The following is a 13,413-nucleotide window of genomic DNA, read 5'->3' as shown; positions in this document are numbered from 1 at the left end:
ATTATGATTAAACTGATTTAAAGACTATTACCGAGGGAAAACTGTCTGGAGGAAACTTCAGGCAAGTTTTTTCGTTACAGGAAAAGGGGATTTTTTGTTAATGATAAAATCGAGATGTTCAGGATTTAGTTGCGAACAAGGGATTAATCAACTACTAGATGGAGGATTTAGATGATCAGGCAGTTGTTAAAAAGCGTCGGGGAGTATAAAAAAGCCTCGGTTCTGGCCCCGCTTTTCGTCACCGGCGAAGTGATCCTGGAGGTTTTAATCCCGTTTCTGGTCGCGGGACTGATCGACCGGGGGATTATGGGCGGACGGATGGACGTGATTCTGCAGTTGGGCGTGGCCTTAATTATTGCCGCCCTTTTTTCGCTGGCCTTCGGGGTGCTCTCCGGGATTTACGCCGCCCGCGCTTCCGCCGGGTTTGCGGCCAACCTGCGCAAAAGGTTATATTACGCCGTACAAGATTTTTCCTTTGCCAACATTGACCGTTTTTCCGCGGCCAGTTTGGTGACGCGTCTTACCACCGACGTCACGCATGTGCAGTATGCCTACCAGATGGTGATCCGCGTTGCGGTCCGGAGTCCGTTGATGCTCCTCTTCTCACTTTTTATGGCTTTTCAGGTCAACCCCCGGCTCTCCTTGGTCTTTCTTCTGGTGATCCCCTTTTTGGGCTTGGGGCTCTATTTGATCATCCGGTGGTCGCTGCCTGTCTTTAAACGGATCTTTCAGGCCTATGACCGGTTAAACCGGGTGGTCCAGGAGAATTTGCGGGGGATCCGGGTCGTGAAGGCGTTTGTCCGGGAAGAGCACGAAAAGGAGAAGTTTAACCGGGTGTCGGCCGCGATCTATTCCAACTTCATCAAAGCCGAAAAGATCCTGGCTTTAAACGCGCCGCTGATGCAGTTTTCGGTCTACGTCTGCCTGCTCTTTTTATCCTGGGTCGGGGCGCGGATGATTGTGGCGACCGCGATGACCACCGGGCAACTGGTCAGCCTCTTTTCCTACACCCTCCAGATCTTGATGAGCCTGATGATGCTCTCGATGGTCTTTGTCATGATTACCATCGCCCGGGCTTCGGTCGAGCGGATTGTCGAAGTCCTGAGTGAAGAGAGCGACCTTAAAAACCCGGACCATCCGGTCCTGGAAGTGAAAAACGGCGATATTCGTTTTGTGAATGTGGGTTTCAGTTACACCAACGACCCGGATAACTTGTGTCTGTCCGGGGTGAATTTGGAGATCAAGGCCGGGCAAACGGTCGGGATCATCGGGGGGACCGGCAGCGGGAAGACAACCTTAGTGCAATTGATTCCCCGCCTCTATGATGTGACGGCTGGAGCAGTGCTGGTCGGCGGGGTTGATGTCCGTGACTATGACCTCCGGGCCTTTCGCGAGCAGGTGGCGGTGGTGCTTCAGAAGAATGTGTTGTTCTCCGGCACCATCAAGGAGAATCTCCGCTGGGGAAACAAAAACGCGACCGACGAAGAGTTGGTTGCCGCCTGCCGGTTGGCGCAGGCCGATGCGTTTATCCGGTCTTTCCCCGACGGGTATGACACCCGTCTTGAGCAGGGCGGGGTCAATCTTTCCGGCGGGCAGCGGCAGCGGTTGTGTATTGCCCGGGCTTTACTGAAAAAACCGAAGATCCTGATCCTGGATGACTCCACCAGTGCGGTGGATATGAAGACCGAAGCCTTAATCCGGAAAGCCCTTCGGGAGCTGCTCCCGGGGACGACCAAGGTCATCATTGCGCAGCGGGTGGCTTCCGTCATGGACGCCGACCAGATTATCGTGATGGACCACGGGCGGGTGGTGGCGGTCGGGACCCATGATGAACTCTTGCAGACGAACCGGATCTACCAAGAGGTCTATACCTCACAGCGGCAAGGAAGGGGAGATGGCCATGATGTCGCCTAAACTGAGAAAACCGCCGTTGCAAAAGCCGCCCAAAGTACAGCGCCAAACGGTTAAACGGCTGCTGGCCTATATCACTGGAAAATACAAGTGGCATTTGGTCTTGGTCCTGGGCTGTCTAGTCTTAAGTTCGCTGGCCGGGGTGGCGGGCTCACTTTTCCTCCGGGTCTTAATCGACGACTATATCACCCCGCTGCTGGGGGTGACCGATCCGGATTTTGGCGGGTTATTGCAGGCGATCACGGCGATGGCCGGGGTCTTTCTGGTCGGAGTGGCGGCTACTTTTCTCTTCAACTGGATGATGGCCATCATTGCCCAGGGGGTTTTAAAGCAGATCCGGGACGAAATGTTTGCCCATCTTCAGTTCCTTCCGCTTAAATACTTTGACACCCATCTCCATGGCGATCTGATGAGCCGCTTTACCAACGACACCGACACCTTGCGCCAGATGATCGCCCAGAGTCTGCCCCAGTTTTTCCTGTCGGTGATTACGATCGTGACGGTCTTCGCGGCCATGGTGGCGACGAGTATTTCTTTAACCGGCGTGGTTGTTCTTTTTCTCATTCTGAATTTATACATCACCAAACGGATAGCGGCCAACAGCGGGAAATACTTCATGCGGCAACAGGAAGCCTTGGGGCGGACCAACGGCTATATCGAAGAGATGATCCACGGCCAGAAAGTGGTCAAAGTCTTTTGTTATGAGGAAGAAGCGAAAGCCGAATTCGATCGGCTCAACGAGGAACTGCGCCGGTACGGAACGGAGGCCAACAGCTATGCCAATATTCTGATGCCGGTGATGGGGAACCTTGGTCATCTTCAATATGTTTTTGTCGCCATCGTCGGGGGTGCCCTTGCGGTCTGGGGAAACGGCGGCATCACGTTGGGGGCAATCGCCAGTTTCCTGCAGTTAAGCCGGACTTTTAACCGCCCCATTGCCCATGTGGCGCAACAACTTAACGCCGTGGTCATGGCGTTGGCGGGAGCAGAACGCATCTTTGCCCTGCTGGACGAAGAGATCGAAGAGGATAAGGGTACGGTCACCCTGGTTAATGCCAAGTTCGTCGACGGGAAACTGGTGGAAACCCCGGAACGGACCGGGATCTGGGCGTGGAAACAGCCGCAGCCCGATGGGTCGGTTACTTACACGGAGCTGAAGGGGGACGTCCGGTTTTACGAGGTGGATTTCAGCTACGATGGCAAAAACCAGGTCTTGCACAAAATCTCGCTTTACGCGAAGCCCGGGCAGAAGGTGGCTTTGGTCGGGGCGACGGGGGCCGGGAAAACGACCATCGCCAATCTGCTCAGCCGGTTTTATGATGTAACGGCCGGGGAAATTCACTATGATGGGATTAACATTAATCAGATCAAGAAGCGGGATCTCCGCCGGTCCCTTGGGATTGTGCTGCAGGATACCCACCTTTTCACCGGAACGGTGCGGGAGAATATCCGTTATGGCCGTTTGGCGGCCACCGATGCGGAAGTTTACGCCGCGGCAAAACAGGCCAATGCCCACGGTTTTATTTCCATGCTCCCCCAGGGTTACGACACGGTCTTGGCGGGGGACGGCACTGAGCTTTCCCAGGGGCAAAAACAACTGCTGGCGATTGCCCGGGCCGAGGTGGCGGATGCTCCGGTGATGATCCTGGATGAGGCGACTTCGAGTATTGATACCCGAACGGAAGTGATTATTCATAAAGGGATGGATGCCTTAATGGAAGGACGGACGGTTTTCGTCATTGCCCACCGCCTTTCGACCATCAGGAACGCCGATGTCATACTGCTGTTGGAAGGCGGGCGGATCATCGAACGGGGAACCCATGAGGAGTTACTGGCGAAAAAAGGCCGCTATTACCAACTGTATACCGGTACCTTTGAACTGGAGTGAGCCGGGAGAGAGGCGTTAGTGAATCGCCCCATATTGTAATAGGTCCATTTTCACACTGAGGTTTACGACGGCCTCCCGGTAAGCCGTGCGCCAGTCCACCTGTTGCCAATAATCGGGATATTTGGCCCGAACCAGATCGCCGATCCCGATTGGGTCGCTGCCTATCTCTTGGGTATAACGGATAATCTCCAGACATGCCTTTTTTATTTGCCGGGCAAGACCCTCTTCGATCTGCTCTTGCGCGGGCGGTTGGTCCAGGCCGTCCCGGCGGTATTCGACTAGAGAGGCGGTGAAAGCCAAAGCGAGGTCGACGACCGGGCGATCATTTTCAATGGTAACCCGGATTTTGCGCCGGCTCTGGACATTGGTGAGGGAAAGGCCTTTTTTTATGGATTCAGCCTGTTGCGGCGCCACGGGGGCGAAAAATAATTCCGTCTTCTTGAACTGGCCCATCATGGCCAACAAGAAAGCGGTTTGCTGGGTGTCGATGGTGCCGACCAGCTTATCCCCGGCAAACAAGGCCGACCCCAGAACCCGGATCCCGTCGGTGTCTAGCCTAATGAGGGGGGTAATGGGGTCTAGACCCGGGGCGAAATAACGGATAAAAAAGTCATAGGTTTTAGTTTCTGGTGTGTATGCGGAGTTAATATTGTTCACCAGTAGTTGGTGGATGTAAAGCGACACCCGGGGCTTGTTGGGAAAGGTCTGTGCCTTTTCCAGCAATTCTTTCGGACTGCCGTCGACAATTACCACATAGGAGAGGGGGGGATTGAGCGGATCCCGTTCCAGAATCTCCATTATTTCTTGAATCCCTAACGTGGCCAGTTCTTTAGAGAAAAGAAGTTGTTGGATTTTCCCGCCGTCGATTACTTTGGAGGCGGTTGCTTCTCGTTTGTTTCTAGCTTCCCGCAGTAAATATGCTTCGGCGGTTATAATTTCATCCCGGTTTTTTTCTTTGGCGTCAATAGCTGGATAGCAACTGGTTAATAGTAGTTTGTTCTCTGGAGACAACTCAACCCCCAACTGTAACGTAAATCCCGTTTGCTCAACCAGCTTCTGGTCCCAACAACCGGAAAAAAGAAACAGACTGCCGATGACGGTAATGAAGACGATTAGACTTTTCCTCATTTCACTTTGACGCCCCTTTTATTAACCAAGGAATAGAGGTAGCAGAGGATCAAAAAACCGAAAACGCCGATGCCGGCCAGATTGACGGCCTTCGCCAGTTGGACGGCTTGAATGAGATCCCTGGGAAGACGGCTGAGCAAAATGGTCAGGGCGGTATACAAACCGTAGACCAGTTTTTGGTTTTTGCCGGGGGAATACCGCCGCAGACTGTCGTAGGTAGTGAAGAAATAGGAACGGAAAGTGCCTTCCAAAAGGGGAAACCATAAGAGGATAAAAAACAGATCAACCCGGCCGAAGTAAGGTGCCCGGTAAAACCGGGCCAGATTAAACAACGGGGCGGCCTGTGTTTTTACCAGGTTTTCGCCGAACACTCCTACGGTGACCAAAAAAATAATGACAATAAAGACCGTCGCGCCTAGATTGGCGGCAACCAACCATTTTCGGGCGTTTTGTTTATCACTGATGTAAGGGTAAAGGAAAATTGTTAGTTCAAACCCGATAAAAGCAAGTATGGCCGGAACGATGCTCTGTCCGAGGGTGGCTGGATCCGGGACGCGGACGGGCATTAAGAAAGTCCACCGGACTCTTTTAATTGTTAACACGCACAGTACCAAAATAAAGAAAAGAATGAAAAAAATAATCTGGGAGAAGCGAGCAACCGGTTTTAACCCGTGCCAACTGAGATAAGCGGTCGGGACAATGATCAAGAGCGCCAGAAAGAGATCGGGGGTCGATTCCAAGGTAAATAACTTAATGAACTCCGTAAAATAGCGAAAACCAATCACCATTAAAAAACTTAAGTAGAGGATTAAAATGTAGTTGATGATTTGCCCCGGGAATTTCCCGAATAAATACTGGTTGATTTCAAAGATGGATTGGCCGGAGTACCTTTGCAGCAGGGCTGTAATTATAACAGCGATTATGGTGCTCAGAATCCCGGCGCAAAGAATCGAAAGCCAACCGTTGCGTCCGATTTCATTAGCAAGATTGGATGGAAAACCGATTACCCCCAACCCGATCTGAGCTGATAAGATGAAAACTCCCAACTGTTTAGCGGTGATTTGATTTCGGTCTTCCATCAATGCGGCCCCTTTTTCCAATAATATTTTCCCATTTAAAGGGGATCAAAGGCTGAAAATAAGGCTGCCCCAAGGATTCCAAGGTAATCAGATGGGCAAAGGTCACTGAAGCTGTTACGATAAATCCGAGAACCCCGAAGAGCGCAGCGAAGAAGAGGGCGGTAAATTTGAAAAACCGGGTTGAGACGCCCAGATCATAAGGGGGCAGGCTTAAAGAAGCGATCAGGGTTACCATGCTAACGGCGACAGTCACCGCGCTGACCATTCCCGTAGAGATAGCCGCCACCCCTAGCAAGATGACGGATAAAATGCCGATGCCGGGGTCAAGGCTAGGCGCGAACCGGAAGGCGGATTCGTGGAGGAGTTCAATTATGATTTCAAGGAATAAGACCTCAATGATAGGCGGGAAAGGAACATGCGCCCGGGATTCGGCCAGCGGGATGAGATAATTAACCGGGATAATATGGAAGTGAAAAGAGATGATGGCAACGTAGAGAGCGGGAAGAAAAATAGCCAGCCCCATGGCCAAAAAACGCAGGAAACGGATAAAGGGGCGAAACAACCAATTGTAATTCAGGTCATCCGGTTTGGCGAAAAAGTCAAAGAAATTGACCGGTGCGCTCAGGGTTACGGGTGTGCCTTCGAGGAGAATAAGGAATTTTCCCTCCAGTAAATTGTTGATGGCATGATCCTGCTTTACGGTGGCTTGAAACTGCGGGAAGAGGGAACGCGGGAAATCTTTGATGAGGGTTTCCAGTTGGCCGGCGCCCACCAGTTTGTCCAGTTTTAACTCATTAATTTTCGTGATTAACCGTTCCAATAGTTGGGGCTGGGCTATTCCTTCCAGATAGGCGATGACAAGCTCTTTTGGGTTCAATTTACCGACGCTTAAGAATTTGAACTTAAGCCGGTCCGACCCCAGTTTGCTTCTGATTAGCGCCAGATTGGTCTGGAGATCCGCGCTGAACTCTCCATGGGGAACGGTATATATTGTTTGGGGCTCTTTTAACCCATCATTCGGCATGTTTTGCTTATCCATGAGCTACTCCGCCAATTCGTATTATCAGACTAGGTGTTTTCTATAACGATAGGTTTACCTTGCGAGGTGTCGGTTATACCTCAGCCAATAATTCAGGCAAATTAGCAGGCAAATTACGGGAACGCCAATCCCATGTGATTTGACTTTTTAGAGAGAAGAGGCGGGACGCAAGCGGACGGCGGCAGGAAAAAAGCGGGAAATAACTAATAGAATGGGTAATGGAAAAACAATCAGCCCCGTTTGCGAAGGGGAAAAGAACGGACGATTTTATCGCTGGAGGTAAAAACTTGTCCAGCAGCTTAAGGAGGCATTGCCATGGTGTTGACAACAGAAAATATATTGATGGCATTCGGATTGACCGTGATCGCCGGTTTATCAACCGGAATTGGAAGTATCCTTGCCTTCTACACCAAGCAGACGAATAAGAAGTTTTTATCGGCAACCCTGGGGTTTTCGGCCGGGGTGATGCTTTACGTTTCGATGATTGAGATCTTTGCGAAAGCCCGAACCTCCTTGGAGGCTGTTTATGGGACGACAACGGGTTTTCTCGTCACGACCATTGCCTTTTTCGGCGGCATCTTCTTGATTGCGCTGATCGATAAGTTAGTGCCGGACGTTGAAAACCCCCACGCCATGCGGGATGTGAACGAAATGGAGGTGTCGGAGGCGGGGGACCCCTCTTTGCTACGCATGGGCTTGTTTTCGGCGCTCGCCATTGCGATCCATAACTTCCCGGAAGGGCTGGCGACTTTTGTCAGTGCGCTGCAGGACCCGGCCTTAGGGATCAGCATTACCGTGGCCATTGCCTTGCATAACATCCCGGAGGGGATTGCCGTCTCGGTCCCGGTTTACTACGCCACCGAAAACAGGCGGACAGCCTTTCGCTATTCTTTCCTGTCGGGACTTTCGGAACCGTTAGGCGCGATTATCGGCTTCTTTCTTCTGTATAACTTCTTTACTCCGGCCATGTTTGGGCTGATCTTTGCGGGCGTTGCCGGGATTATGGTCTACATTTCTCTGGATGAGTTATTACCCACTGCGGAAAAGTACGGGGAGCACCACATCGCCATCTACGGTCTGATCCTGGGGATGATCGTCATGGCGGCCAGTTTGGTGATGTTTGCCTGAAAAGATACGGATGGTTTCCGGGGGCAAAAGGGGTAAATAAAAAAACTCGGGTCGTAGAAGCGACCCGGTTTTTTTATATTGTTATGCCAAGTTGCGCCTGCAGCTGTTTACCGGCGACGGTTCCATTGACACATTTAAGGAAAAACAGGGATCTTCATAAAATCTCCACAAAAACGTGATAAATTCTTCAATAAATAAATCAAATAAGTCCGGAAAGGGTGGTAATCCCTTGTTATCGCCCAAGATTCCTTGGCATCGCACAAAGGTTGCTTTAGCAACTGGCGGAGATAGGGGAGATTGAGGTGCTGAAACGGTTGAAAGAAGCCATCGATCGTTTTCTCGAAAAACTGGCGAACGAAAACGAAAAAGCTTTTCCCAAAGGACCACTGGATTGTTGTCAGTTGAACCGGCCGGAGAACGAGAAAAAACTAAAGTAACCAGGGCTGAGGGGACCGGAAATACTTCCGGGTCAATATAGGGGGATGAGGATGGGACAAAACTTGCTCCGTAAAGTATTACCAATTGAGGGGATGACTTGTACGAGCTGCGCGGCGCGGATCGAAAACGCCCTGCAAAAACTGGATGGGGTAGTGGAAGCCAAGGTCATTTATAGCAGCTCTAATGCTTATATTACCTATGATGCACATCATCTTGACCTCGGGACGATCATCGCCACCATTGAGCAACTGGGCTATATGGTTAAGCACGAACCCTCCTCCGGGGAAGCGACGGCGGCCAAAACGGTACCGCAGGAAGGGAAGGACAAGCTTACCGCCGGTCAGCTCTTGGGGATAGGGCTGATCCTTTTGGCGTTTTATGTTATGATCAAGAAGACCGTTGGTTTTAATTTTATTCCCGAGGTTAACCAGTCAATGGGCTACGGGCTGCTCTTGCTGACCGGGCTGGTGACTTCGCTGCACTGTATCGCCATGTGTGGCGGGCTTAACCTGTCACAGTGTGTTACCGCCCGGGGAGAGGACGGCCGGCAAAGCCAGTTTGAAAGGTTAAGGCCAAGCCTCTTATATAACGGCGGCAGGGTTCTTTCCTATACGGTCCTGGGCGGTTTGGTTGGCGCTCTTGGTTCCGTAATCAGCTTTTCCGGTCCGGCGAAGGGGATGGTCGCCATTATTGCCGGCGGCTTTATGGTGATCCTGGGGTTGAATATGCTGGACCTCTTTCCCTGGCTGCGGAAACTAAGCCCCCGGCTGCCGCGGCTTTTCGGAAAACAAATCGCTGGGCAGCCCGGAAAGTATGGCCCTTTATATGTGGGATTGCTCAATGGACTGATGCCCTGTGGACCTCTGCAGGCGATGCAACTTTACGCCTTAGGGACCGGAAGCTTTACGGCGGGAGCATTGTCGATGCTGGTTTTCAGTATCGGCACCGTGCCTTTAATGTTTAGTTTCGGGGCCGTCAGTTCCATGCTGAGCCGGAGGTTTACCCGGAAGATGATGCAAGGCAGCGCCCTTTTGATTGTAATGCTCGGGCTCGTGATGACCACCAGGGGACTGGCCTTGTCCGGGTTGGGGACCGGTTTTCCGGCGTCCGCTTCCGGAAATATTGCGCGTATTCAAGGCAATGTGCAGGTCGTCACCACCGAAATGGAACCGGGGAGATATGTACCAATCGTTGTCCAAAAGGGGATTCCGGTAAAATGGACCATCCGGGTGGAACCGGGTGACCTCAACGGGTGCAACAACCCCATCACCATCCCAAAATACGGGATCCAGAAAAGACTGACGGTTGGTGATAATCTCATCGAGTTCACGCCCGAGGAGGAAGGTACCATCATATATACCTGCTGGATGGGGATGATCCGCAGTACGATTAAAGTCGTGCCCGATCTGGCGGCGGTTTCGGAGGAGGAACTGAACGCGGTCACGAACGGCGGAGACCCGGGGGCGAACTGGCTCCCCGGGGGGAACGGCATTCCCACCGATAAAATCGGGGTCGGTGAAATTAAAGACGGGGTGCAGTATATAACCCTCTCTGTACAAGCGGACCGTTTATCCCCGGCGGTGCTCGTTCTGGAAAGAGGAGTTCCCACCAAATGGGTGATCAACGGGGAGACGCTGAGCGAGGAGAACAGCGGGTTGATCTTGCCGGAATACCGGGCGCTCCTGCAACTTAAAGAAGGTAAAAATGAGATCCAGTTTACTCCGGTCGCCGATTTTACTCTCCTCTTTTTAGACGGGACGCTCCAGGGGTATGTGAAGGTTGTGCCCAGTCTTGAGCGGATTAATCTGGAAGCGATCAAGAATGAAGTGGAAAACTACCAACCGGTAAGCATCGGATCCGGTGGCGGCGCCAGTTGTCACTAGGGAGCCGCCCACGCCGGCTTTTGCCCGCGGGCAATCAATTACACGATTGGCGAGTGACGAGGATCGAACGACGAAAGTCTTTTGAAGCAGTAGGCTTACAAAAGAACGGTTCGTGATATTAAAAAAAGTGAAAGGTCGGGATTGGCATGGTGAAAAAAACCTCCCTGAAAATAGCCGGCATGTCCTGCGCTTCCTGCGCGGCCAGGATCGAAAAGAACCTGAGCAAACTGGAGGGCGTCCGGCAGGCCAACGTCAATTTTGCCCTCGAACAGGCAACCATTGAATATGAAGAAGAGCTGGTGAACGTTGAAAAGTTTAAGGAAGTGATCAAAAACTTAGGTTACGATCTGGTCAATCCGGCGCCGGAAGGAAAGGTGACCCTCAAAATCACCGGCATGAGTTGTGCGGCTTGCGCGGCGCGGATTGAGAAAAAGCTAAACAGTCTTGCCGGCGTAACCAAAGCGGCGGTCAATTTCGCCACCGAGCAGGCGGTGGTGGAATACGATCCGGCGCAGGTCAAAGTCACCGACATGCTGCGGGCGGTGGAAACGCTTGGGTACCAGGCCGCGCGGGCGGAGGAAGTCAGCCGGGACCGGGAAAAGGAAGCGCGGGAGAAGGAGATCAGGCGCCTCAGGAAGGAACTGACCATCTCCGCCGTCCTCACTTCGCCGTTACTCCTGGCGATGGTCTTGAGTTTAGTCGGGATTGACGTGCCGTTTCTGCACAACGAATACTTCCAGTTCATCATCGCCACTCCTGTTCAATTTGGGCTCGGTTTCCGTTTTTACAAAAACGCCTATCATGCCCTCCGGGCGAAAAGCCCCAATATGGATGTGCTGATTGCCATGGGGACCTCGGCCGCCTATTTCTTTAGCATCTACAATGGTTTCTTTGCACCGGCGAGGCCGGGGATGATGATGAAAGAGCTCTATTTTGAAGCGGCCGCGGTGATCATCACTCTGATCCTGCTTGGCAAATACCTGGAAGCCGTCGCCAAGGGGAAAACCTCCGAAGCCATCAAAAAGCTCATGGGCTTGCAGGCGAAGACGGCGCGGGTGATCCGGAACGGGGAGGAAGTCGACCTGCCCATTGCCGAAGTGGAGGTCGGCGATATCATCGTGGTCCGGCCGGGGGAAAAAGTGCCGGTCGACGGGAAGATTATCGAGGGGCACTCGGCCATTGACGAGTCGATGTTAACCGGCGAAAGTCTCCCGGTGGAAAAGAGAGTCGGCGATCCGGTGGTCGGGGCGACGATCAATAAATTCGGTACTTTTAAGTTTGAAGCGACGAAAGTGGGGAAGGATACGGTCCTCGCCCAGATCATCAAGCTGGTGGAGGATGCGCAGGGGTCGAAGGCGCCGATCCAGAAGATTGCCGACCAGGTTTCCGGGGTCTTTGTTCCGGTCGTGATCGGAATTGCTGCGGTTACCTTTCTCCTTTGGTATCTGGTGGCTGGTGATCTGACGGCGGGGATCGTCAACGCCGTTTCCGTGCTGGTCATCGCCTGCCCTTGCGCCCTGGGGCTGGCCACTCCGACGGCGATCATGGTCGGCACCGGGAAAGGGGCGGAAAGCGGGATCCTGATCAAAGGCGGCGAACATCTGGAAATGGCCTACCAGATCAATACCGTGGTCTTTGATAAGACCGGGACGATCACCAAAGGCCAGCCCGAGGTGACGGATATCCTGCCCTTAGGGGGGCTTGCGGCGGACCAAATTCTGCGTTTGGCGGCGATTGCGGAGAAAAGTTCCGAGCATCCGTTGGGGGTTGCCATCTACGAGAAGGGGAAAAAAGAATACGGGAGTCTTCCCGACCCGGAACAGTTTACGGCCCTTCCCGGCCGCGGGGTCATGGCGGTGGTGGAGGGGAAAGAAATCTATCTCGGCACCAGGAAGCTCATGGTCGAGCAGGAGATTACCCTGGGCGCCAGCGAACAGGCCATCGCCAAACTGGAGGATGAAGGAAAAACCGCCATGCTGATGGCGGTGGACCGGAAGCTCGCCGCCATCATTGCGGTCGCCGACACCGTGAAGGAGAACGCCAAGGAAGCCATCGCCGAACTGCAGCGGATGGGGCTTGCGGTCTATATGATCACCGGCGACAACCGGCGTACCGCGGCCGCCATCGGCAAACAGGTCGGGATTGCCAATGTTCTGGCGGAAGTGCTGCCCGAGCACAAGGCGGAAGAAGTGGAGAAACTGAAGAAGCAAGGAAAAGTGGTTGCCATGGTGGGGGACGGCATCAATGACGCGCCCGCCCTCGCCACCGCCGACATCGGGATGGCGATCGGGACCGGCACGGACGTGGCGATGGAAGCCGCCGATATCACGCTGATGCGGGGGGATCTGCTGACCATTCCCGCCGCCATCCGCCTCTCCCGGCAGACCATGCGCAAAATCAAGGAGAATCTCTTCTGGGCTTTTATCTATAACACGCTTGGGATTCCCTTTGCCGCCCTGGGCCTGTTGAACCCGATCATTGCCGGCGGCGCCATGGCCTTCAGTTCGGTCTCGGTGGTGACCAACTCGCTCAGTCTCAAGCGGTTTAATCCCTATAAAAAATAGGGCATAGGCGCCACCGGTATTTCCTGTAAATTCCGGCGGCGCCTGCCTTTATGGTGTTCGAACCGTTGCGTACGCGCACGGTTTTTTTAACCGGGGATAGCTGGGTGTTGATTTTTTGTTTAGTTTTACCTCCCTCTATGATCTTCATTTTTCTCTTAAAATCTCACTTATTCACAATATTTCATTTATTAGAAATGAGTCCTTATGGGTAATATAAACAGACATTCAATTATTAGGAAGTGCATGTGTATGCCGGTCGCAACCATACATTTTCACAATATTGCGGCCGTTATGATCCACATGTCTCCCTGGCGGCAAACCTCCCATATCTCACAGGGTCAATGCCCCAAATTCC

Annotated in this window: 9 protein-coding genes; 6 read left to right on the top strand and 3 right to left on the bottom strand. The window is 52.7% G+C overall.

Annotated elements, in window-relative coordinates; genetic code table 11:
• The first annotated feature begins 171 nt into the window (after positions 1-171).
• Both G5B42_RS03885 and G5B42_RS03880 read left to right on the top strand, forming a co-directional pair.
• Positions 172-1,914: an ABC transporter ATP-binding protein gene (locus tag G5B42_RS03885; protein ID WP_181339141.1), complete on the top strand. Its 1,743-nt coding sequence runs from the start codon at positions 172-174 to the stop codon at positions 1,912-1,914.
• On the top strand, positions 1,895-3,799 hold the full coding sequence (locus tag G5B42_RS03880; protein WP_181339140.1) for an ABC transporter ATP-binding protein: 1,905 nt from the start codon (positions 1,895-1,897) through the stop codon (positions 3,797-3,799). Before G5B42_RS03885 ends, G5B42_RS03880 begins: the two co-directional genes overlap by 20 nt.
• A gap of 15 nt (positions 3,800-3,814) precedes the next feature.
• On the opposite strand, the gene G5B42_RS03875 is transcribed toward G5B42_RS03880, so the two are convergent.
• The 3 genes from G5B42_RS03875 to G5B42_RS03865 are packed head-to-tail and all read right to left on the bottom strand — an operon-like array spanning position 3,815 to position 7,045.
• Positions 3,815-4,927, bottom strand: coding sequence for a Ger(x)C family spore germination protein (locus G5B42_RS03875; RefSeq protein WP_181339139.1), 1,113 nt, complete (start codon positions 4,925-4,927; stop codon positions 3,815-3,817).
• Positions 4,924-6,006: a GerAB/ArcD/ProY family transporter gene (locus G5B42_RS03870; RefSeq protein WP_181339138.1), complete on the bottom strand. Its 1,083-nt coding sequence runs from the start codon at positions 6,004-6,006 to the stop codon at positions 4,924-4,926. The genes G5B42_RS03875 and G5B42_RS03870 overlap by 4 nt, the downstream gene beginning before the upstream one ends.
• Entirely contained in the window at positions 5,978-7,045 is a 1,068-nt protein-coding gene (locus G5B42_RS03865; protein ID WP_181339137.1) for a spore germination protein, read from the bottom strand. Before G5B42_RS03865 ends, G5B42_RS03870 begins: the two co-directional genes overlap by 29 nt.
• Positions 7,046-7,360: 315 nt before the next feature.
• On the opposite strand from G5B42_RS03865, the gene zupT reads away from it, so the two are divergent.
• The 4 genes from zupT to G5B42_RS03850 all read left to right on the top strand — a co-directional run bounded on the left by zupT (position 7,361) and on the right by G5B42_RS03850 (position 13,058).
• Positions 7,361-8,173 (top strand): zinc transporter ZupT, encoded by an 813-nt coding sequence (gene zupT / locus G5B42_RS03860; protein ID WP_181339136.1) that lies wholly within the window; start codon positions 7,361-7,363, stop codon positions 8,171-8,173.
• A 302-nt stretch (positions 8,174-8,475) separates the two neighbouring features.
• Entirely contained in the window at positions 8,476-8,610 is a 135-nt protein-coding gene (locus G5B42_RS12080) for an LDCC motif putative metal-binding protein (RefSeq protein WP_331274031.1), read from the top strand.
• Positions 8,611-8,661: 51 nt separating this feature from the next.
• Positions 8,662-10,494, top strand: coding sequence for an urease accessory protein UreH domain-containing protein (locus tag G5B42_RS03855; RefSeq protein WP_181339135.1), 1,833 nt, complete (start codon positions 8,662-8,664; stop codon positions 10,492-10,494).
• A gap of 146 nt (positions 10,495-10,640) precedes the next feature.
• Positions 10,641-13,058, top strand: a complete 2,418-nt coding sequence (locus G5B42_RS03850) for a heavy metal translocating P-type ATPase (protein ID WP_181339134.1) — start codon at positions 10,641-10,643, stop codon at positions 13,056-13,058.
• Positions 13,059-13,413 lie beyond the last annotated feature (355 nt).

The sequence above is a fragment of the Capillibacterium thermochitinicola genome (genome assembly GCF_013664685.1).
GTDB lineage: Bacteria > Bacillota > UBA4882 > UBA10575 > UBA10575 > Capillibacterium > Capillibacterium thermochitinicola.
This window is presented reverse-complemented; position numbering and strand designations above follow the sequence as displayed.

What these genes read in the sequence shown, in the direction of transcription:
- G5B42_RS03885 (WP_181339141.1), top strand. Translation starts at nt 172, where the DNA reads ATGATCAGGCAGTTGTTAAAAAGCGTCGGGGAGTATAAAAAAGCCTCG.
- G5B42_RS03880 (WP_181339140.1), top strand. Translation starts at nt 1,895, where the DNA reads ATGGCCATGATGTCGCCTAAACTGAGAAAACCGCCGTTGCAAAAGCCG.
- G5B42_RS03875 (WP_181339139.1), bottom strand. Translation starts at nt 4,927, where the DNA reads ATGAGGAAAAGTCTAATCGTCTTCATTACCGTCATCGGCAGTCTGTTT.
- G5B42_RS03870 (WP_181339138.1), bottom strand. Translation starts at nt 6,006, where the DNA reads ATGGAAGACCGAAATCAAATCACCGCTAAACAGTTGGGAGTTTTCATC.
- G5B42_RS03865 (WP_181339137.1), bottom strand. Translation starts at nt 7,045, where the DNA reads ATGGATAAGCAAAACATGCCGAATGATGGGTTAAAAGAGCCCCAAACA.
- zupT (WP_181339136.1), top strand. Translation starts at nt 7,361, where the DNA reads ATGGTGTTGACAACAGAAAATATATTGATGGCATTCGGATTGACCGTG.
- G5B42_RS03855 (WP_181339135.1), top strand. Translation starts at nt 8,662, where the DNA reads ATGGGACAAAACTTGCTCCGTAAAGTATTACCAATTGAGGGGATGACT.
- G5B42_RS03850 (WP_181339134.1), top strand. Translation starts at nt 10,641, where the DNA reads ATGGTGAAAAAAACCTCCCTGAAAATAGCCGGCATGTCCTGCGCTTCC.